Source organism: Marinactinospora endophytica, assembly GCF_054780875.1.
Genome location: NZ_BAAGVM010000001.1, coordinates 414,148 through 435,203, shown reverse-complemented (window position 1 = coordinate 435,203; position 21,056 = coordinate 414,148). Strand labels below are relative to the sequence as shown.

At 74.0% G+C, this 21,056-nt stretch carries 16 protein-coding genes; 13 read left to right on the top strand and 3 right to left on the bottom strand.

Annotated elements, in window-relative coordinates:
- Positions 1 to 21 precede the first annotated feature (21 nt).
- The 4 genes from ACYVHU_RS01915 to ACYVHU_RS01900 all read left to right on the top strand — a co-directional run bounded on the left by ACYVHU_RS01915 (position 22) and on the right by ACYVHU_RS01900 (position 6,361).
- Positions 22 to 1,173 carry an exonuclease SbcCD subunit D gene (locus tag ACYVHU_RS01915; RefSeq protein ID WP_078760384.1) on the top strand — a complete coding sequence of 384 codons (1,152 nt, stop codon included), beginning with the start codon at positions 22 to 24 and terminating at the stop codon, positions 1,171 to 1,173.
- A 43-nt stretch (positions 1,174 to 1,216) separates the two neighbouring features.
- A complete protein-coding gene (locus ACYVHU_RS01910) occupies positions 1,217 to 4,240 on the top strand; it encodes a sbcc family protein (protein ID WP_498947394.1) in 3,024 nt (1,007 codons plus the stop codon).
- Between the two features lie 960 nt (positions 4,241 to 5,200).
- Positions 5,201 to 5,902 carry an AAA family ATPase gene (locus ACYVHU_RS01905; protein ID WP_078760382.1) on the top strand — a complete coding sequence of 234 codons (702 nt, stop codon included), beginning with the start codon at positions 5,201 to 5,203 and terminating at the stop codon, positions 5,900 to 5,902.
- A gap of 45 nt (positions 5,903 to 5,947) precedes the next feature.
- Positions 5,948 to 6,361 (top strand): hypothetical protein, encoded by a 414-nt coding sequence (locus ACYVHU_RS01900; protein WP_078760381.1) that lies wholly within the window; start codon positions 5,948 to 5,950, stop codon positions 6,359 to 6,361.
- A 54-nt stretch (positions 6,362 to 6,415) separates the two neighbouring features.
- On the opposite strand, the gene ACYVHU_RS01895 is transcribed toward ACYVHU_RS01900, so the two are convergent.
- Positions 6,416 to 8,452 (bottom strand): bifunctional copper resistance protein CopD/cytochrome c oxidase assembly protein, encoded by a 2,037-nt coding sequence (locus ACYVHU_RS01895; protein ID WP_432936084.1) that lies wholly within the window; start codon positions 8,450 to 8,452, stop codon positions 6,416 to 6,418.
- On the bottom strand, positions 8,424 to 8,627 hold the full coding sequence (locus ACYVHU_RS01890) for a Z-ring associated ZapG family protein (protein WP_144389967.1): 204 nt from the start codon (positions 8,625 to 8,627) through the stop codon (positions 8,424 to 8,426). Before ACYVHU_RS01890 ends, ACYVHU_RS01895 begins: the two co-directional genes overlap by 29 nt.
- Before the next feature lie 377 nt (positions 8,628 to 9,004).
- On the opposite strand from ACYVHU_RS01890, the gene ACYVHU_RS01885 reads away from it, so the two are divergent.
- The 4 genes from ACYVHU_RS01885 (at position 9,005) to ACYVHU_RS01870 (ending at position 13,484) form a co-directional block, all read left to right on the top strand.
- On the top strand, positions 9,005 to 10,300 hold the full coding sequence (locus tag ACYVHU_RS01885) for an amidohydrolase family protein (protein ID WP_498947393.1): 1,296 nt from the start codon (positions 9,005 to 9,007) through the stop codon (positions 10,298 to 10,300).
- A 124-nt stretch (positions 10,301 to 10,424) separates the two neighbouring features.
- Positions 10,425 to 11,543 carry an alanine dehydrogenase gene (ald, locus tag ACYVHU_RS01880; RefSeq protein WP_432936090.1) on the top strand — a complete coding sequence of 373 codons (1,119 nt, stop codon included), beginning with the start codon at positions 10,425 to 10,427 and terminating at the stop codon, positions 11,541 to 11,543.
- Positions 11,544 to 11,630: 87 nt separating this feature from the next.
- Positions 11,631 to 12,242 carry a class I SAM-dependent methyltransferase gene (locus tag ACYVHU_RS01875; protein WP_078760376.1) on the top strand — a complete coding sequence of 204 codons (612 nt, stop codon included), beginning with the start codon at positions 11,631 to 11,633 and terminating at the stop codon, positions 12,240 to 12,242.
- A gap of 120 nt (positions 12,243 to 12,362) precedes the next feature.
- Positions 12,363 to 13,484, top strand: coding sequence for an enolase C-terminal domain-like protein (locus ACYVHU_RS01870; RefSeq protein ID WP_078760375.1), 1,122 nt, complete (start codon positions 12,363 to 12,365; stop codon positions 13,482 to 13,484).
- A gap of 27 nt (positions 13,485 to 13,511) precedes the next feature.
- Here the strand turns inward: ACYVHU_RS01870 and ACYVHU_RS01865 are convergent, their stop codons facing one another.
- Entirely contained in the window at positions 13,512 to 14,606 is a 1,095-nt protein-coding gene (locus ACYVHU_RS01865; protein ID WP_078760374.1) for an isopenicillin N synthase family dioxygenase, read from the bottom strand.
- Between the two features lie 265 nt (positions 14,607 to 14,871).
- On the opposite strand from ACYVHU_RS01865, the gene ACYVHU_RS01860 reads away from it, so the two are divergent.
- The 5 genes from ACYVHU_RS01860 to ACYVHU_RS01840 all read left to right on the top strand — a co-directional run bounded on the left by ACYVHU_RS01860 (position 14,872) and on the right by ACYVHU_RS01840 (position 21,034).
- Complete coding sequence (locus ACYVHU_RS01860) at positions 14,872 to 17,034, top strand: phosphodiester glycosidase family protein (RefSeq protein WP_498947392.1); 2,163 nt, start codon at positions 14,872 to 14,874, stop codon at positions 17,032 to 17,034.
- Positions 17,035 to 17,107: 73 nt separating this feature from the next.
- Positions 17,108 to 17,479, top strand: coding sequence for a hypothetical protein (locus ACYVHU_RS01855; RefSeq protein WP_078760372.1), 372 nt, complete (start codon positions 17,108 to 17,110; stop codon positions 17,477 to 17,479).
- A 114-nt stretch (positions 17,480 to 17,593) separates the two neighbouring features.
- A complete protein-coding gene (locus ACYVHU_RS01850; protein WP_498947391.1) occupies positions 17,594 to 18,049 on the top strand; it encodes a MaoC family dehydratase in 456 nt (151 codons plus the stop codon).
- Positions 18,050 to 18,122: 73 nt separating this feature from the next.
- On the top strand, positions 18,123 to 19,751 hold the full coding sequence (locus tag ACYVHU_RS01845; protein ID WP_078760370.1) for a DUF2397 domain-containing protein: 1,629 nt from the start codon (positions 18,123 to 18,125) through the stop codon (positions 19,749 to 19,751).
- Positions 19,748 to 21,034: a TIGR02678 family protein gene (locus ACYVHU_RS01840; protein ID WP_498947390.1), complete on the top strand. Its 1,287-nt coding sequence runs from the start codon at positions 19,748 to 19,750 to the stop codon at positions 21,032 to 21,034. The genes ACYVHU_RS01845 and ACYVHU_RS01840 overlap by 4 nt, the downstream gene beginning before the upstream one ends.
- The last annotated feature ends 22 nt before the right edge of the window (positions 21,035 to 21,056 follow it).

Here is a 21,056-nt window from a genome sequence, read left to right as displayed (position 1 = left end):
CCTGAAGTAATCTCGTCCACCATGCGGCTGTTGCACACCTCCGACTGGCACCTGGGCCGGTCCTTCCACCGGGAGAACCTGCTCGACGCGCAGGCGGCGTTCGTCGACCACCTGATCGAGACCGTCCGCGCCGAACACGTCGACGTCGTGGTCGTGGCCGGCGATCTCTACGACCGCGCGCTCCCCCCGGTGGACGCCGTCCGGCTGTTCGGCGAGGCGCTGCGCCGTATCCACGCCACCGGCGCGCGCGCCGTGCTCATCAGCGGCAACCACGACTCCATGGTCCGCCTGGCCTACGCGACCGAGCTCATCGACGCCTCGGGCGTCCACCTGCGCAGCTCGGCCGAGCGTGTCGGCGAACCGGTGATCATCGACGACGCGCACGGCCCGGTCGCCTTCTACGGCATCCCCTACCTCGAACCCGAGATCGTGCGGCACCTGTGGCGGCTGCCCGAGCGCAGCCACGCCGCCGCGCTCGGCCACGCCATGGACCTCGTCCGCGCCGACCTCGCCACGCGGCCCGCCGGAACCCGTTCGGTCGTGCTGTCCCACGCCTTCGTCAGCGGAGGCGAACCCTCCGACAGCGAGCGCGACATCAGCGTGGGCGGCGCCGCCCACGTTCCCGCCGGCGTCTTCGCCGGGGTCGACTACGTGGCGCTGGGACACCTGCACGGCCGACAGGGCATGGGCGGCACCGTGCGCTACAGCGGCTCCCCTCTCGCCTACTCCTTCTCCGAGGAACACCACGTCAAGGGCTGCTGGCTGGTCGACATCGACGCGGCGGGCGCCGTCACCGCCGAGTTCGTCGAGGCCCCGGTGCCGCGTCCCATCGCGCGCCTCCGCGGCACCCTCGACGCGCTGCTCGGAGAGGACCGGTGGGAGACCTACACCGACCACTGGGTGCAGGTCACGTTGACCGACCCGGTCCGCCCCGCCGCTCCGATGGAACGGCTGCGCGCGCGCTTCCCCCACGCGCTGCACCTCGAATTCGCCCCCGAGGGGGTCCGCCCCGACGACGGGCCGCGCTGGGCCGAGCGTGTCGCCGAACGCTCCGAGATCGAACTGGCGTTGGACTTCGTCGACTGGTCGCGCGGCAGCGCGGCCACCCCCGAGGAGCGCGGGCTGCTCCAGCGCGCCTTCGAGGCGGTCCGCGCGCAGGAGGCCGCGCGGTGACGCCGCCCTCCCTTCCCCCTTCCCCACCGACGACGAGGCGCCGATGAAACTGCACCGGCTCACCATGCAGGCGTTCGGCCCGTTCGCGGGCACCGAGACCGTCGACTTCGACGCGCTCGGCGAGGCGGGCCTGTTCCTCATCCACGGCCCCACCGGCGCGGGCAAGACCTCGGTGCTCGACGCCGTGTGCTTCGCCCTGTACGGCAAGGTCCCCGGGGCCCGCGAGGCCGCGAAATCCCCCCGCAGCAACCACGCCCCACCGCATCTGGCCCCCGAGGTCACCTGCGAGCTCACCATCCGCGGCCGCCGCCTGTCCATCACCCGCAGTCCCCAATGGGAGCGGCCCAAGAAACGCGGCAGCGGCACCACGGTCGAGAAACCACGCATCGCCGTCTCCGAGTACACCGGACAGGGCTGGCGGGGCGTCACCACCCGCATCGACGAGGCCGCCCAGTTCATCGACGAGCTGCTCGGGCTCTCACGCGAACAGTTCTGCCAGATCGTGCTGCTGCCCCAGGGCGAGTTCGCCCGTTTCCTGCGGGCCAGCGCGTCGGAGCGGCGCCGCGCCCTGGAGAGGCTGTTCGCCACCGAGGCGTTCGGCGACGTCGAGAAGTGGCTGGCCGAGCACGCCCGCGAGCTGGGGCGCGCGGCCACCGCCGCCGAAACCGCGGTGCGGCGTGTCGCCGACCTGATCGCCGACCGCTGCGGCGCCCGCGCGCCCGTCCCCGAAGAACCCGACGACCTCGTGCCCTGGGCCGCCGAACTGGCCGGCGTCACCCTGGGGACCGCGCGCGACCTCGAAAGGATCGCCGCCGACCGGGTCCGGCGGCGCGACGAGGCCCGCCACGCCCTGGAACGGGCACGCGAACTGGCCGACCTCCACCACCGCCACGCCGACGCGCAACGGCGCGAGGGCGAACTGTCACAGCGCGGCGAGTGGCGGTCCGCGCTCGACGCCGAGCTGCGCGCCGCCGAGCGGGCGGCGCCGGTGATCCCGCTCCTCGACGCCCTCGACCAGCGCCGTGGCCAGGTCCGCAAGGCCGAACTCGACCTCGCCCAGCGGGTACCGCTCATCGAGGGGCTGGCCGGCCTGCCGGCCACCCTCTCCCGCGACGGCCTCCTCGCCCCGGCCGATCCCGCCTCCAGCACGCGGGCCGAGACCCTGCTGGGCGCGGCCGAACGCGACCGCCGCGACGAGATCGCCCAGCTGGAACACCTACGCGGCAACGCCGGCCGGCTGGCCGGGCTGCGCGACAGCATCGCCGCCGACACCGCCCGGATCGAGCGGGTCGAAACGGAACTGGGACAGGTGACGGCCCACCTGGACCGGATCCCCGAACGCAGGACGGCGCTGGACCAGGCACTGACGAAGGCCCGCGAACGGGCACTGCCCCGCGAGAGCGCGAGCGAGGCGGTGCGGGCCGCGCAGGCGCGGTTGACCGCCGTCCTCTCCTGCGAGCGGTTGGCGGACGAGCTCGACGTGGCCGCGCGCCGCCGCGAGGCCGCCGTCGACGCGGCGCAGCGGAGCCGCGACCGGCTCCAGGAGATACGCGAGCGGCGCATCGCCGGCATGGCCGCGGAACTCGCCGCCGGCCTGGTGACGGGCGCGCCGTGCCCGGTGTGCGGCTCGGCCGACCACCCCGCTCCCGCCTCGGGCGAGGAGGGACGTCCCAGCCGCCGGGACGAGGAGGAGGCCCAGCGCGCCTTCGACACCGCCGCCGCCGAACGGGTCGCCGCCGAGAGCGCGGCCGCCTCCGTGGCGGAACGGCTGGCCGCCGCGCGCAGCGCCGCCGAAGGGATGGACGCGGCGCAGGCCCGCGAACTGGTGGCCCGGCGCGAGGCCGCCCTCGCCGAGATCGACGGCGCCGCCGAGGAGGCACGCCGGCTCGCCGACGAACTCGCCGCCCTCGACACCGAGACCGAGCGCGCCCGCGTGCGGGAAGGCGAGCTCGGTAGGGAGCTGGCCCGGCTGCGCGAGCGCGTCGAGGTCGGGGAGAGGGATGCCGCGCGGCTCGCCGCGGAGCTCGACGCCGCCCGTGGCGACGACCCCGACCTGGCCGCCCGGATCTCCCGGCTCTCCGACGAGGCCGGGCTGCTGGAGTCGGTGTCCCGTGCCCTGCGCGCCCGCCTGGTCGCCGTCGAGGAGCTGACGGCCGCGGAACAGGAGGCCCGCGCCGCTGTGGCGGCGGCGGGCTTCGACGACGCCGGCGAGGTCCGTGCCGCCGCCCGCGACGTCGCCCGCAAGCGCGACCTCGCCGAACGCGCCCGCGCCTACGACGACGAACTGGCGGCCGTCCGTTCCGTCCTGGCCGACCCCGCCCTGGTTGCGGCGCGCCGGCTCCCCCCGCCCGACCTCGCCGCGCTGGGCGCCGCCGCCGAAGCGGCCGAGGAGGCCGCCAGGTACACGCTGGCCTGGCATGACCGCCTGGAGGAGCGCGCGGCCCGGTTGGCCGACCTGCGCGCCGAACTGGACGCCGAGCTGGACCGGTCCCGGCCGGCCCGGCACCGCCACGCGGTGGCCGAACGCCTGTCCCGGCTCGCCTCGGGCACCTCCGGGGACAACCGCGAACACGTCCCCCTCTCCTCCTACGTCCTGGCCGCCAGGCTGGAGCAGGTGGTGGCGGCGGCCAACGACCGGCTCCACCGGATGTCGGACGCCCGATACGAGCTGCGCCACACCGTCGACAAGGTGGCGGGAGACCGGTCGCGTTCGGGGGGCGGGCTCGGGCTGCTCGTCATCGACGCCTGGACGGGACAGGAACGCGATCCCTCGACGCTGTCGGGCGGGGAGACCTTCATCACCTCTCTGGCCCTGGCCCTGGGGCTGGCCGATGTGGCCGGGGCCGAGGCCGGGGGAGCCGAGATCGGGACCCTGTTCATCGACGAGGGGTTCGGCACCCTCGACGAGGAGACCCTGGAGGAGGTCTTGGAGGTGTTGGACCATCTGCGCGACGGCGGGCGCGCCGTCGGGGTGGTCAGCCACGTGGCGGACCTGCGGACCCGGATCACCTCGCAGCTCCGGCTCGTCAAGTCCTCGTCGGGGTCGCGGATCGCCCAGTCCGGTTAGGCCGCGTCCTTGGGCGAGCGGTCCACCGACCGGACATCCAGGCCGTTCCACCGGTCCACGGGCGCCTGGAGCCCCGTCACCGTACGCGTGGAGCCGAGGTGGTGGAAGGGACGCTGCGTCCTGGCGACGAAAACCGCAGCGGGCCGAGGGGCCGGCGCTGCTCGTCGTACCCGAAGCGGCCCACCCACTGTTCGGTCCGCTCCCGAGCGATCCCGTCGCTGAGAACCCGGACCGGCCTCGTTCGCCGGCGCGGTCGCCGTGCCGGGGCCTCCCGGTGAGGGCGAGGGCGGGCGGTGTCCTCGCGTTCACGCAGAACGACGGGATGCCGTGGCGGAGGATCTGCTGGGAGCCGGAACGGCGTTCGGTCCCCGGGCCAAGGTTTCCGCGCCGCTCGGAGGTCGGCCTCGGCTCGGTGGTCCGGGCCGTCGATGGGTCGCTGTTCCCTGGCGGCCGGCGGGGTCGTGGTGGCCCTGGTCGGCCTCCTCCCGACCGTATGGGTCCCGCGGTTCCCGGCCCCCCGTGTGGTCGGCCGTGCCCCGGAGGGTGCCGGGGCGGCACCGGTCCCCCTGCGCGCCGCGTCGCCACGCGGGTGGGAATGTCGGTGGGAACGGAGGTCGTCGCGGCGTGATCGCGATACTCGGCCACCGTGTCCGATACTGGGACCTGTGTTCCGTTAGTGATCGCATCCCTTCCTTTACGACGTAGATCATTTCCAGAGCGGGAGAGGAGGGACCGGAATCGGACATCCCACGCCACACCCGCACCCCTCCCGTCCCATCCGATCCCCGCCTCACCTGGCCGGACCCACCCCACCCCCGCATCCCGCCACTCCCCCGCCATCCGCCCGGCCGACCGGCGGGGAACGTTTCCGCGCGCCTGTACGTGGTCTCAATGACCGGTGCCGTTTTCACCCGCTCTTGCCGGTTGGTCCCGGCCGGGTGGTGAGGGGAAAAGAGAGTGATGCAGACGCCGCTCGCCGTCTCCGAAGATTCCGATCCCCGACCAGGCCCGGCGGAGGTCCTGCGCTACCCCGCTCGCTCCCTGATCCTGCTCGGCGGCATCCCCGGGGCGGGCAAGAGCACCCTGCTCAACCGGCTCTACGGACTGACCGGTGAGGAGACCTCGACCGTGGTCGCCGCCGAGGGGGTGCGCATCATCGACTCCCAGCAGTCCCGCAACCGCCTGACCCCGTGGTTACGCCTCCTGCCCTACCCCTCCTGGCGCTGGGTCGTCCACCTCGCGCACTACATGAGCCTTGTCCTGGCGCTGCGCCACGGCGGTCCCGTGATCGTGCACGAACCCGCCACCCGCCCGTTCGTGCGCGCACTGGTCAGCGCCTGTTGCCGGGCCGCCCGGATCCAGCTCCACCTGCTGTTCATCGACGTCGATCCGGCAGAGGCGCGGATCGGCCAGATCGCCCGGGGACGGATGGTGAGCTCACGCAGCTTCCGCGCCCACGAAGTGCGGTGGCGGCGGCTGTTGGCGGCCTGTTCCGGCGATCCGGCGCGGGGCATCCCCGGCGCGGTGTCGCTCGTCGTGCTGGACCGGGCGCGAGCCCGTGTGGTGCGCGCGATCCACTTCCGGCACGTCCCGGTGCCCGCCGTACGGTGGCGGGCCGCCCGGGCCTTCACCTACGGAGCGTTGCTGCTGGCCGCGCTGTGACCACCCCCGACCGGGGCATCGGGGCGACGGTGGGACAATGACCGGGTGAATTCGCTGGTCAACGTCGTCGTTTTCGGAATCGTCGGTGCCGTCGTGATGGCGGCGCTCCTCGGCTTGCTGCTGGTCTTCGCCGGACGCGCCAAGGGGACCGGCCCACGGGTGCTGTCGGGTGCCGTGTCGGTGGTGGTGCTCGTGGCCCTGCCCACCCTGGCCGTCCTGGCCCACCTGCGTGGTGGTGCCGGCCTCGGCGGGGCGTTCCTGGTCGCCCTCGGCGTGGTCGTGATCGTCTACGCGGCGAACGTGGCGCTGCTGCCCCTGGTCGCCCGCCGTGCCGCGGCGGACCGGGGTGACGCCCGCCTGCTCCGGCTGCGCCCCTCGCCGGCGATGCTCGCGGGAGGACTGGTGGTCTGCGCCCTGCTCGCCCTCGTCGGGACCGGCCTGGGCGCCCTTCTCAGCTGAGACAGCCTGCGAACGCGTGTGGGGCGGGGGCCCGGGCCCCCGCCCCACACGCGTTCAGCCCTGTTGTTCCCTGGAGCGGCGGTCCAACTGCTGGAGGTAGGCGTTGTAGGCGTCCATGTCGGCGTCGTCGGACCCGCCGCGACGGCTGTGCCGCTCGCGCCGCCGCTCCGTCCGCTCCTCGTCACGCGACCACTGCACGACCAGTGCGATGAGCACGATCGTCGTCGGGATCTCGCCGATCGCCCAGGCGATGCCCCCGCCGGTGTACTGGTCGTCCTCGACGCTCTCCAGCCACGGCACCTCGAAACGGCCGTAGTACTCCATCCCCAGCGGCGCGGACTGCATCATGATCGCGATGCCGAAGAAGGCGTGGAAGCCCATGACCAGCAACAGCAGCACGATGCGGAGCAGGTAGGGGTACTTCCGCGGGGCCGGGTCGACCCCGATCATGATCCAGTAGAACAGGAAGCCCGTGAGGAGGAAGTGCACGCCCATGAACAGGTGACCGAGGTGGTCGGACATGAGCGAGCCGAACAGAGGGGTGAAGTACAGCGCGTAGGTACTGCCCACGAACATCGGGACGGCGAACGCCGGATGGGTGACGAAGCGGGAGTAACGGCTGTGCAGGAACGCGGTGAGCCATTCGCGCGGTCCCCGGTCCCCTCGGCGCTTCGCCGGCTTGAGCGCCCGCAGCGCGAGCGTGGCCGGAGCGCCCAGCACCAGCAGGATCGGCGTCAGCATCGACAGCACCATGTGCTGCACCATGTGGGTGCTGAAGAGCACCATCGCGTAGGTGGCGACACCGGAGAGCTGGACCACCACGATCGTGAGCAGACCCGCGTACCAGGCGACGAGGCGCCCCCAGGGCCAGCGGTCGCCGCGGCGGCGCAGCCGTAGGACGGCCGCCGCGTACAGCCCGCCGAGCACGACCACGAGCAGGGCGAAGAACAGGTCCGGGCGCCACAGGGTCAACAGCGTCCAGGCGCTCTGCTCGGGAGGCATGCTGAAGCCCAGCAGTTCCCGGACCGGGTCGTAGGTGCCCTCCAGCGGCGGCGGCGGAGCGGTCCGGCTGAGGGCCGAGGCCAGTCCCATGGCCACCGACATGAGGACCACCTCGACCGCCGCGACCCGCGCGAACAGGGCCCGCCCGGCCCCCTCGGCGATGCGCGGCACGGTGCGGCGCCGATGCAGCCAGCCGAGGTAGCCCAAGACCAGGAAGACCACGGCCTTGGCCACCATGATCAACCCGTAGGAGGTGGTGAACAGGTCCGTGACGCTGTAGAGACGGCTGGCCGCGCTGGCCACGCCGCTGACCGCGACGCCGACGTAGGACCACAGGGCCAGCAGGCTGAAGCGCTCGGCGGCCGGGGCCAGGTGCTCGCCGTCGCGGCGCAGCGCGTGGTAGGTGAGCGCGGCGAGGCCGCCCACCCACACCGAGATGGCCACGACGTGCAGCGCCAGGCCGGTGACCGCGAGCTCGTGGTTGGGGGACGAGGAGGAGTGCCCCGTGAGCGCCGGGGGGACCGTGCCCACGAGCGTGAGGCCGAGCAGCCCCAGCGTGCCCGTCGCCGAGGCGACCGTGCGCCCCAGCAGCGCCACGGCCGTGGCGATCAGGATCACCAGCATCAGGGCGATGCCCTGGGCGACCGATCCCGCGTAGCTGGTGAGCTGGTTGCCGATCACCTCCATCGGGGGCAGCCCGAGCAGATCGGAGAGCTGGAAGATCAGGGTGGCGGCCGCCGCGGCCGCCCAGACGAGGGCGGCCCACGAGGCCGCGCGGACGTACCCCTGGGCCTGGCCGCCGAGCACGCCCCGGTCGGAGGGGAGCAGGACCACGGCGAGCAGCAGCACCCCCAGCGTGAGCGCGGCCGTGACGTCCATGACCGTCTTGGAGATGGGAAGGCCCCATCGGGTCAGCATGCCGGCGTCCGGAAGGCCCGGGATGACCTGGGCGCGCACCGCCCCTCCGGCGACGAGGGCGATGATCAGGGCGATGAGGCAGGCCGCGGCGGAGGCTCCGCCCACGGCCATGGCGGTCGCGCCGCCTCTGCTCCGCTGGGTGTCAGTCTTGCGGATTCCCGGGGAAGCCACGCGCGCCGCTCCGTTGTCGTCGGGGGTCCTGCTGTCGGAGGCGGCGCCGCACCACCAGCGTGCCGATCACCGCGCCGACCACCAGACCGGCCCCTCCTTGGATCCAGGGGACCCAGGAGGCGAACGCGGCGGCCAAGTCGCTGAAGAGCACCTCTGAGAGATCCAGGGCGGACACCACCTCTGCTAAGGGTAAACGAACCGTTCGCCCCTCCTCACCCGGGTCGTGAGCAGGGGGAACGGGCACGAGAGGGTGACCCCGGCCACCCGTGCCGAGAGCCTAATCCCCCGGTGGCTCCTCCGGCGGGCAGGCGTCGCCGGTGTCCGCTCCCGGCCTGATTCCGCACCGGGGTGTGCCCCGCCGTCAGGGAGGCAGCCGGGGGATATCCGGGAAAAGCGGCGCGAAGGTGAGACGACCCGGCGAGAATCGGGAAGGCGCAGGCCGCTGGAGGTTCCCGGCGCCGGCGGGCAGGAGCCGGTGCCGGGGCGGCGCCCTGTCCGGGTACGGGTCCCACGGCGGATCCGTCCGTCCAGCACGTCAACGAAGGGGATCCGGTGCGCCGATTCGATCTCGTCATCCGTTCCCGCCTGGTCGTCACCCCCGAGGGCGCGGGCCCCGCGTCGGTGGCCGTCAGCCGGGGACGCATCAGGGCCGTCTGCGACTACGACACCCCCCTGGCGGCCGGCCACGAGACCGATCTCGGCCACGTCGCGCTCCTGCCGGGGTGCGTCGACGTCGACGTGGCGGTGCAGGCCCCCGGCGACTCGGTGGCCGAGGCGTACGCGCGCACCACCCGGACCGCCGCCGAAGGCGGTGTCACCACCGTCGTCGTCGCCCCCGCCCCCGCCCGTCCGGCCATCACCACGGCCGACGCGCTCGCCACCCATGTGCGCGCGGCGGCCGGCAACAGCTGGACCCACGTGGCCTTCCTCGGCGGCGTGACCCCCCGCAGCACCCCCGCCGACCTCGCCGACCTGCGCGCGGCCGGCGTCACCGGGTTCGCCTGCTCGCTGTCGGACGGAGGCGCCCCCGACCTGGCACCACTGGACGACGTACGCCTGCGCAAGGCCATGGCGGGGCTGGCCGCGATGGGCGTCCCCCTGGTCGTGCACGCCGAGGACGCGGGCGAGCTGTCGAAGCCGTCCGGTTCCGGCAACAGCGCGCTCCTGGCGGCGCGGCCCTCGCGCGCGGAACGGCGCGGCCTGGAGCGGGTCATCGCCGCCGCGCGGGTGACCGGTGCCCGGGTGCACGTCGCGCCGTTCGTCGCGGCCGAGTGCGCGGCGATGCTGGCCGCCGCGCGTTCCATCGGGGTGGCGGTGAGCGCGCAGACCAGCCCGCACTACCTGTGCCTGCCCGCCGAGCAGGTGCCCGACGACGACCCCGCCTACCGCTGTCGCCCCCCGATCCGCTCCGACGCCAATCGGGGGGCGTTGTGGAGCGCGCTGCTCGACGGCTCCGGTGACATCGTCGGCGCGATCGGTTCCGGGCACCGGCCGGGAACCGGGATCGACGCCATCCGCTGGACGCTGCCGGCGATGTGGACCGCCGCCCGCCGGCGCGGCCTCGACCTCTCCGCGCTCGCCCGTTGGACCGCGGCGGGCCCCTCAGTGACGCTCGGGCTGTCCGCCAAGGGACGGATCGCCGTCGGCGCCGACGCCGACCTGGTGGCGTTCGACCCGTGGTCGATCCAGGAGGTCCCCCACGCCGACCCGAGCCCCTACGCCGGCCGGACGTTGCACGGCCGGGTCGAGGCGACCTGGGTACGGGGCCGGGTGCTGCCACGGGAGGCGGCGCGGCGCAACCTCTCCCCGGCACGGCACGGCGGCCTGCTGCTGCCGGCCGCCCGATAAGCGTCCCGCCTTTGACAGGATGTCAAGAAAATCCCCAATGGACATGCACCGTGGTCATGGCACGGGGTCTCGCGACATCGCACAGTGGGTAGGTATCACAGGCGATACGAGGAGGAGATGCACCGTGCGCATCGGTGTGCCCCGCGAGGTCAAAAACCACGAGTACCGGGTGGCCATCACCCCCGCCGGCGTCCACGAACTGGTCGGGCGGGGACACCAGGTCGTCATCGAGCGCGATGCCGGGGCCGGTTCGTCCATCTCCGACGACGAGTATGTCGCGGCCGGAGCCGCGATTGTCGACAACGCCGACGAGGTCTGGGCCGAGGGCGAGCTGATCCTCAAGGTCAAAGAGCCCGTGGCCGAGGAGTACCACCGGATGCGGCCGGGCCAGACCCTCTTCACCTACCTCCATCTGGCCGCCTCCCGCCCCTGTACCGACGCCCTGCTGGAGCGGGGGGTCACCGGAATCGCCTATGAGACCGTCCAGCTCCCCGACCGCTCGCTGCCGTTGCTGGCCCCGATGTCGGAGGTCGCGGGCCGGCTCGCGCCGCAGGTCGGCGCGGCCACGCTGCAGCGCCCCAACGGCGGGCGGGGGATGCTCATGGGCGGTGTGCCCGGCGTCCCCCCGGCGAGGGTCACCGTTCTGGGCGCCGGCGTGTCGGGGATGAGCGCCACCCGCATCGCGGTCGGCATGGGCGCCGACGTCACGCTGTTGGACCTGGACATCGACAAGCTGCGCCGGGCGGACGCGCTCTACCGGGGGCGGGTGCGCACCGTGACCTCCAACGCCTATGAGCTTGAGCGTGCCGTGGTCGAGTCCGATCTCGTCATCGGCGCGGTGCTGGTGCCCGGCGCGAAGGCCCCCAAGCTCGTGGGCAACGACCTGGTCGCGCGCATGCGTCCGGGGGCGGTGCTCGTCGACATCGCCATCGACCAGGGGGGCTGCTTCGCCGACAGCCGCCCCACCACCCATGACGATCCCACCTTCGCGGTCCACGACACCGTCTTCTACTGCGTGGCCAACATGCCGGGCGCGGTCCCCAACACCTCCACCCACGCCCTGACCAAGGACACCCTGCGTTACGCGGTGGCCCTGGCCGACAAGGGGTGGCGGCGGGCCCTGACGGAGGATCCGGCCCTCGCCCTGGGGTTGAACACCTTCGACGGCGAACTCACCAACGCGGCGGTCGCCCAGGCGCACGGACTGTCCTCGCGCGACGTCGCCGAGGTCCTCAAGGAGTGAAAGGTCCGCGCCCTTGCGCGGTACCACGCGGCGACAGGCGTGAACACCCTCCGTGACGGGAAGTCTCCCTGCTGGAGGAGAGACACCATGACGCATCGAGATCTCTGGACGGGTCAGCCCCCGGGGTCCAATCCGTTCGCGCTTCCCCGAGGACTGCCGGGGTTTCTCGCCGGAGTGGTGCTGGCCTGGACCAACCGGGCGCAAAACATCGAGATCGCCAATTCGCTGGGGGTGCGTCCGGGCGATCACGTCCTGGAGATCGGTACCGGCCCGGGTGTCCTGGTCCAGGCGCTGGCCCGGTCACCCGAGGTGACCGTCACCGGCATCGACCCCTCGCCGGAGATGGTGCGGATGGCGCTGCGTCGCAACGCCGCTGCGGTGCGGCGTGGCAGGGTGCGGCTGTACCGGGCCGACGCGGCCCACACCGGTGTCGCCAGCGGCGACGTCGACGTCGTCGTCTCGGTCAACACCGTCGCGATGTGGCCGGACCTGGACGCGGGCGTCGGCGAACTCCATCGCGTGCTGCGCCCCGGGGGCAGGGCCGTCTTGGCCTGGCATCACAGCGACACCCGCCTGGCGCTCAGCGACACGCAACTGGACCGTGTCGAGGCGGCGCTGCGCGATCGGTTCGGCGGCGCGCGGCGCGGCGAGTTGCGCATGGGGCTGATCTTCGCGGCGACCAAACGGGGGCGGGCGTGAACGCGAGCGATCCCACATCTGCGCTCGGACCGGTGGTCGGCCCGGGTCTGAGGGGATAACGTCGAGATGGGGCGTTCGTCGCGTCCCTGTCCGACATCGCTCCTGGGAGGCGGAACCCGCGTGTCACGCACCGAACCCGCGACGCTCACCCGCGTCGCGACGATCGACGCGACGCTGCTGCGGCTGCCTCTCGTCCAGCCCAAGCCCCGTAACCGGGGCGTGGGCGAGCGGCCCCGCTACGCCGATCACGTCCTGGTCCGGGTCGCCGACGCCTCCGGCGTCACCGGGTGGGGCGAGATCCCCGGATCGGCCGGGTGGCGGGCGTTGGTCGAGGAGTTCGCCCCCGCGCTGCTGCGCCACTCCTGGCAGCGTCCCACCGATGTCGAGCACGCGTGGGCGGGCCTGCCGGCCGATCCCGCGGTGCGGTGCGGCCTGGACGTGGCCTGCTGGGACCTGTGGAGCCGGCAACGCGACACACCGCTCTCCCACGCGCTCGGTGGTACCCGCACCGCCGTGACCGCCGGGGTCACCTTGGCCCGGCAGCCGTCCCTCGAAGCTCTGGTGCACGAGGTGAACCGGCAGGTCGGCAGTGGTTTCAAGCGCATCAGGCTCGAAATCGAACCGGGCTGGGACATCGAGGTGGTGCGGGCGGTGCAGGCGGCCTTCCCCTACCTGGCGTTGCAGGTCGACGCCGGTGGCCGCTACAGCGAGGATCCCGACCACCTCGCGACGCTGCGCGCCCTGGACGACTACGGGCTCCTCGCCGTCGAGCAGCCGTTCGCCTCCGATGATCTGGCCGCCCACGCCCGGCTGCGCCGGGACCTGCGCACCCCCGTCGCCATCCGCTGCCCCGCCGGTTCACTGGACCGCCTCGACGAGGCGATCCGGACCGAGGCCGCGAGCGCGCTCCACCTGAGCATGTCCGCCATGGGCGGGCTCACCCCCGCGCGGCGGGCCCACGACCGCGCGGTGGACGCCGGCTGGCAGGTGTGGTGCGGCAGCGACCACGAGACCGGGGTGGGGCGGGCCGCCATCGTCGCGCTGGCGTCGCTGCGCGGGGTGACCCTGCCCACCGAGATGCCGGGGGCCGGGGGGCGTTTCTCGCGTGACGTGGTGACACCACCGGTCCGGGCCCATGACGGCATCGTTCCGGTTCCGTTGACCCGTCCCGGCCTGGGCCACGAGGTGGACCCCGGCGCGATCCGCGCCATGGCCGTCACGAGCCTGACCCTCACCGGCTGAGGACGGCGCGCCGGCTCCCCTCCCCGTTCAGCGGGTCGGCAGCCGGCCTCCCTCGACCGCTCGGGCACGCGCCGTCCTGCGGGAGAAGGACGGCGGTCCCGCCAGGGGGGACGTCGGAGGGACCGGCGGGGCCTGTCCCCGCTTCTCTGCGAGGTGCGCCGCGATCGTCACCGGCCCATAGCGCGCGGGATTGGCGCGTTCGACGCAGGTGGGCACCGGGGTGACCAGGGCGTCGAAGTCGCCGTGGTGGAAGAAGGCCGCCGCCCGGCGCCGCCCGGACGTGCCGGCCGTCCCCGGCGGCAGGACGCGGTGCACCGGCGAGGTCCAGCGGTCGTTGGTCCAGCGCGCCAGGAGGTCTCCGACCCCCACGAGCAGGGTGCCGGGACGGGGCAGGACGTCGTGCCAGTCACCGGCGCGGTCGCGCGCCTGCAACCGTCCGCCTCCCTCGGCCCACAGCAAGGTGAGGATCCCGAAGTCGGTGTGTCCGGGAGGCACTGTTCCGGGGCCGGTCGGGGATTCCTCGGCCGACGACGCCGCCGGGTGCTCGTACAGTCGCAGCACGTCCAGCGAGTGCCCGCTGTAGGTGAGGAAGAAGGCGTCGGGCAGGTCCAGGGCGACCGCGAACACCTCGGTGAGGCGACGCGCGAGCCGGCTGGCCTCGGTGAACCACGCCATCGTCCGGGGCTCGACCCCGGGCAGCCCAGGCGGCCAGACGTTGGCCGGGTACAGGTCGTCGGGCAGTGCCCGGTCGGGGTGGTCGGCCGCCTGGGTACCGATGGTGAAGGTCCGCGCGGTCCCGTCGGGCTCGGCCGGCCCGTGGCTCACCCAACCGCCTTCGGGGCGGCCGTAGCCCCGTCCCGTTCCCGGCGCGGGAGGCAGAGACGTGTCGGGGTCGGTCGAGGACGGCCGGTCGAAGAGCGCGTCCATCGCCTCGGCCAGCCCTTGGAACGTCTCGGGCCGGATTCCGTGCCCGGTGATCTGCATGAAACCGCTTCTGCGCGCCGCACCGTCGGCGCGGGCGGCGATGGCCGCCCGGCGCCGCACGGAGCCGCCTTCCCAGCCCGTCAGGTCGACGACGGGGACGTGGAGGGGGCGTCCGGTCGCCCCGGCCGCACGGACCATGGTGCTCCTCGCTCTCTTCGCGGCCCGCCACGACCCGTGGGCGGGACGGGCCCGACCCTGGCGACTCTAGGCAGGCGGTGTTGCCCACAGGTCAACGCGCGCAACGTCGACGTTAATCGGACGTACACGTATGCTCACTCAGAGTGAGTGAGCGTGGCGCGGGATGGCGCCCCAGGGGAACGGACGGCCACGTTCCGCCCTGGCGGCGGCCGGGCCGGCCGCTCCCCCGCTGATGTCCGCCCCCATGGCCGGAACGGAGGTCCGTGTGTCCGTGCGCGCGTCCCTGTGCCTCGCCGTCGCCCTCCTGTCTCCGGCGGCCCTGCTCGCCCCCGTCGCCCCGGCCATGGCGGCCCCGGTCGAGACGGTGCGCCGACAACCCGTCGCTCCCGGGGTGGAGCTGGTCTCCAGCGAGGTCGGTTCCGGCGCGCACCGCCAACGCTTCACCATGCTGCGCGTGGACCTGTCCGCCGGCCCCCGCCTGGGCTACCTGGACGGGGGCCGGGTGGCGGGAACCGGCTCGTTGCACGCGCGGGCGACGGCGGCCGGTGCGGTCGCCGCCGTCAACGGGGACTTCTTCGACATCGGCGGCTCCGACGCCCCTCTCGGCGCGGCCGCGCGCGGGGGCGAGGTGGTCAAGTCCCCCTCCCCCGGACACGGCCACGCCGTTCTGGTCGCGCCGGAGGGCCGTGGCCGGATCGGCCCGGTCTCCTTCTCCGGCGCGGCCGTGTCGTCCTCGACGGCCCTGGGAGTGGATCGGCTCAACGCCCACGAGATCCCGGTGGACGGACTGGGGGTCTTCACCCCGGCCTGGGGCGAGCACCCGCGCGGTGACACGGTGCCGGGGGCCGGGCGGGTCCGCGAGGTGCTGGTCGAGGACGGCGTGGTGACCCATAGCGGCGAGGCGGCCGGCGCGGGGACGGTGCCGGAGGGGGGCACCGTCCTCCTGGGCCGCGGGGAGGCTGCCGACCGCCTCGGCGGCCTGCGGCCGGGGGACCGGGTCGAGGTCGACTACACGCTGACGGCCGAGGGGGTCCGCCCCCACCTGGCGATCGGCGGGCGGCACGTGCTGCTGCGCGACGGCGTGGTCGCCGACATCGCCGACACCTCGCGGCATCCGCGCACCGCGATCGGCTTCTCCGCCGACGGCAGGCGGATGTATGCGATCGTGGCCGACGGCCGCTACACCGATAGCCCCGGCGCGACCCTGCGGGAGATGGGCGAACGGATGCGGGCCGCCGGCGCCGACGACGCCCTGGAGCTGGACGGCGGCGGCTCCGCCGCGCTGCTCGCGCGTTCCCCCGGCGACACCGGCCTGCGCCGGCACAACCGCACCGGCGAGGAAGAGCGCCCGGTCCCCAACGGCCTGGCCGTCCACGCTCCTCGGGGCGATGGCCGGGCGAGCGGCCTGTGGGTGCGTCCGCGCATCGACCCGTTGGTGCCGGCGCGGACCGGCGCCCCCGTCCACGCCGACCCCCACCGGGTCTTCTCCGGGCTTCTCCGGCGCCTGGAGGCCGTTCCCCACGACGCGGCCTACGGGCCGGTGGAAGCGGCGGGACGGCGCCCCGCCACGGAGTGGGAGGCGACGTCGGGAAGCGTTTCGGGGGGCGCGTTCACCGCGGGGCCGCCGGGAAGCGCGCGTGTCAGCGCCCGCGCGGAGGGGGTCGAGGGCGCGGTGACGCTGGAGGTGCTTCCTCCCCCGCAACTGCTGGAGGCCGCACCGGCGTCGCTGGCGCTGCCCGATCCCGCGAACCCGGCGGTGCTCGCCCTCACCGGCGTGGCGCCCGACGGAACCCGGGCGCCGATCGAACCCGAGGACGTCACCGTCGATGTCGATCCGGAACTGCTCCGCGTCGTTTCACGCGCGGACGGGACCTTCGCCGTCACGGCGACCGTCGCGGCGGCAACGACCTCCATCGGGTTCGAGGCGGCCGGACGGCGGGTGAGCGTGCCGGTGCGGGTGGGAACGACCGAGCGGGAGCTCGCCTCCTTCGACGACGCGGCGTCGTGGTCGGCCGAGGCCGTGCGCGCCACGGCGTCGGTGGCGGCGGTCGCGGGCCGTGACGGTACGGGGCTGGCCCTGGACTACGACTTCACGGGTTCCACCGGGACCCGCGCGGCCTACGCGCTGGCGCCCTCACCCCTGCCCCTGGGAGGCCACGCCACCCGCCTGTGGACGTGGGTGCGGGGGGACGGGATGGGCGCGCGTCTGGCGGCGACGGTGATCGGCGCGGATGGACGGCGGGTGTCCCTGCATGGGCCCACGGTCGACTGGACGGGGTGGCGCCGGGCCGAGATCCCGGTCGGTGACGCCGTGGCGCACCCGGCCGAGGTCGAGCGGCTCTACCTGGTGGAGACACGGTCGGCCATCGGCTATCGGGGCGGGGTCGTGCTGGACGGGCTGGGCGCGACGGTCACTTTGGGTGAATGACCCGGCACTCTTGCCGCCGTTGCGGACTTTCCGGGATGATCGGGGCCCAGAGCACTCGATAGGGAGGCCCTCGGTGGCGCTGTACGAGGTTCACGCCCGCAAGTGGGAGAACGGGTGGGAGCTACGGGTGGACGGGGTGGGTGTCACGTGGTCGCCCACGCTGGCCGACGCCGAGTCCCGGGCCCGCGAGTACATCGCGGGCCAGGCCGAGTTGGCGGAGGAGCAGGTGCACATCGATCTGCTTCCCCGGGTCAGCGACGAGCTCGACCGGTTGGCGCTTGAGGCGCGCCGGGCCCTGCACGAGGCCGACGAGGCGTTACGCGGTGCGACGGCCAAGACCCGGCAGGCGGTGGCCGGGCTGACCGCCGCCGGGCTCACCCTGGTCGACATCTCGCACTATCTGGGGCTGTCCCCGCAACGCATCACCCAGCTCACCGGGTCCTGACGGCGCTGTCGGGGACGCGGCCTTCCCTACGTGGCGCCCGACACAAACCGGTCAGTCGGTATGGGGTAAGGTCGGTCCAGATCCCCGGCCACGGCCCGAAGGAGTGCAAGGCCCATGCGCAGGTTCACCGACGTCACCGCCCTGGCCGCCGCCCGTGGCCAGCACCTCGGATACAGCGACTGGCACGTCGTCACCCAGGAACGGATCGACGCCTTCGCCGAGGCCACCGGAGACCACCAGTGGATCCACGTGGATCCCGAACGCGCGGCGCGCGGCCCCTTCGGAAGCACGATCGCCCACGGCTTCCTGTCCCTGTCCCTGCTGCCGATGTTCGGACCGGAGGTCTACGAGCTGGACACTCCTCCCGCCATGGGCGTCAACTACGGCCTGAACAAGGTGCGTTTCCTTCAGCCCGTCACGGTGGGATCGCGCGTCCGCGACGGCATCGAACTGACCGAGGTCAAGGAGACCGACAAGGGACTGCTGTTGACCATGCGGCACGAGGTCCAGATCGAGGGCGTGGAGCGTCCCGCCCTGGTCGCCGAGACCCTGACACTGCTGGTCCCCTGAGCCTCGGCCGCCCCGGCCCGTCCCGGCCGAACGGCCTCGGCCGGGACGTCGAGGGACTAAGTTGGGGCAGGCCATGCCTACCGAAGCCGACGACATCCCGCACGCGCACCCCTCGGTCCCGCGGGAGGAACCCCCCTCGCCCCCTCCCCCGGCCGGTGACCTGTCCCGCCTGCGGCTCTACGCCTACCTCAGCGCGCCCGAGCGCCGTACCTACCTCGCCATCATGCGGTTGTTCACCTCGACCCTGCTGGCCGACCTGGGGGCCGGGGAGGTCGCGGCCGCGCTGGTGGAGGCCGAACGGCGTGGCGAGATCGACCCCGGCGAGGCCGCCCCCGACACCGTCGTCGACCGCCTGGAGCAGCTGGCCCGCTGGGGCAACCTCCTCCCCGGCCGCCGCGAGCCGGCCGCGACCATCGCCGAGTTCACCCGTAGCCGCGTCCGCTACCAGGTGGCCAAGCTCGCCATGCGCGTACAGCGCGAGGTCGATGAGATGCTCGACGTCGCCGAGGGCGCGCGCGAGGTGTCGCGGGAACTGCTCCCGGCGATCGAGGAAGGGCTCGCCGCGATCCGCCGTACGCTCGGGGAGGTGCTCACCGCCGAGCGCGGCCCGGCGCCCACCGTGTCGCGGACGCTGCGGGAGCGACTGGCCCAGCAGGTCACCACCCTGTTCCTGCAACACGACGAGTTCGCCGCGGCGGTCCGCGACTTCTACGCCTACCTCGGCTCGGTCATCGCCCGCTACGACCTCGACCCCGCCGAGACATCGGGGTTCAAGCACATGCTGCTGGAGTACGTGGAGCTGATCGTCAAGGACGTCCTGCGCCACTCCGCGCCGATCACCGCCCACCTGACCGCCCTGAACCGGCAGCGGGCCTCCCTGCTCGACCTGCTCGGCGGAGGCCCCGGCGACCTCACCCCGCGCGCCACCCGTGCCGGGCAGACCGAGTTGCTGGAGCGCGCGCCGGGTCGCCGCGAGGCCGACTGGGACGGGTTGACCGACTGGTTCGTGGGCCGGCCGGGCCGCCCCTCCGAGGTCGACGGGCTGCGCGAGGCGACCAGCCGGGCCATCACCGCGCTGCTCACCAACGTCAAGCGGATCACCGGGGCCGGCGGCGTCGATCCCGGCCGGCGACGGGACCTGCTCACCCTGGCCCGTTGGTTCGACGCCTCCTCCCCCGAACAGGCGCACGACCTGTACGCGGCGGCGTTCGGGCTCTTCTCCTCCCGCCATCTGGGCCTCGCCGGGGAGGACGACACCCCGGCCCCCGACCTGTCCTGGCGGGAGGGCCCACGCGTGCCGGTCGAGGTGAACCTGCGCACCCGCGCCGAGCGCCCGCCCGCGGGGCGGGTCCCACGGGTGAGCGACGATCCGCTGGGGCGCGCCGCCCTGCTCGCCGAGGCGGCCCGGCGGGAACAACGGCACGCCGCCGCCGTCGGCGAGCTGGCCGCGGCCGCCCACGACCTCGCCGGGGCCCGGCTGTCGGGGCCGGCGCTGGAGCTGCTGTGCGAGCTGTTGGCGCTGGCCGGAGACGGCCGCGACGGCCCCGCCGAACAGGGCGCGGCCGGCGATCCGGTGAGCGGATTGACGCTGACCCTGCTGCCCCGCCCGCAGGGACACGTCACCCGCGTGGGATCGGTCCTGGGAACGTTGGAGCTGCACGGGGTGGACGTGCGCCTGGACGTCACGGCGGCGATCCGATGAGCCCCCGCTCCACCCTGGCCCCGGCCGAGACCGCCGCGTTGGACGGCCTGGACGCGATCGAGGCGGCCCAGGTGCGCAGGTGCGCGCGGGTGCTGCTGCGGCGGCCCCTGCTTCGCGCGGAGGGACCCGACGGCGAGGCGCTGGGCACGGTGCGCCGCTACGCCGACCGGTTACAGACCCTGTTCACCGCCTACCTCGGCTACCGGTTGGTGGTCGAACCGTCCTTCGCCCGGTTGTACAAGACCGGGCGCCGACCCGACGGCGTGCGCGGCGCGCGCAAACCCAACGGGGCGCCCCTCACGCCGCGCGCCTACGCCTACCTGGCGCTGGTGCTGGCGGTGCTCACCGGCGGCAGCGGCCAGCTCCTGCTGTCGGGGCTGGTCGCCGACGTGCGGGCGGCCGGCGCCGAGGCCGGCCTGGACCTGGGCACCGGGATCGTCGACCGTCGGGCGCTCGCCGCGGCGCTGCGTCACCTGGTCGACCTGGGGGTGCTCACCGAGACCGACGGCAGCGTCGCGCCGTGGGCCGACGACGCCGCCCGGGAGGCGCTCCTCACCGTCGACGTGGAACTGCTGGCCCACCTCGTGGCCGTCCCCCTGTCCCGGGTCGCCTCACCGGAGGCCCTGGCCCACGCGGGCGCGGAGTCCGCCGACGTCCGTCACCGGGTACGCCGCCGGCTGGTCGAGGACCCCGTGGTGGCGCGTTCGTCGCTGACCCCCGAGGAACGGGACTGGCTACGCACCCACCTGCGTTCCGAGGCGCGCCTGCTGGAGGAGCTGACGGGCATGCGGCTGGAGGCGCGCGCGGAGGGCGTGCTCGCGGTCGATCCCGACGGCTACCTCACCGACCGGGCCTTTCCCGGCGGGGGCACCTTCGCCCGCATCGCCCTGTTGGCGGCGGCCGAGCTGGTGGAGGAGGGGTCCCGCCCCGGCATCGACCACGGCGAGGAATCCCCGGGGCGGGGCGGGGAGGTGGACCGTGACGGCGTGGCCGTGACGCGCGAGCGGTTCGACGCGGTGGTCGCCGATCTGGCGGCGCGCCATCCACGGGCCTGGTCCAAGGACGCCGTCCGCGACACCGACCGGCTCGCCTCCTCGGTGCTGGAGACCCTGACCGAGGTCGGGTTGGCCGTGTCGCCTCCCGGCGGGCTCGTCGTGGTCAGCGCGGCGGCCGGGCGTTACCTCCCGATGCCCGACGCCGAAGAGGCGGCCCCCGCGCCCGACGCCGTCGCGCTCCCCGACCCGGGAGCAGCCGACGGCCAAGAACAGCTCTTCGCCCTGTGAGCGGGGCGCCGGCCGACCGGCG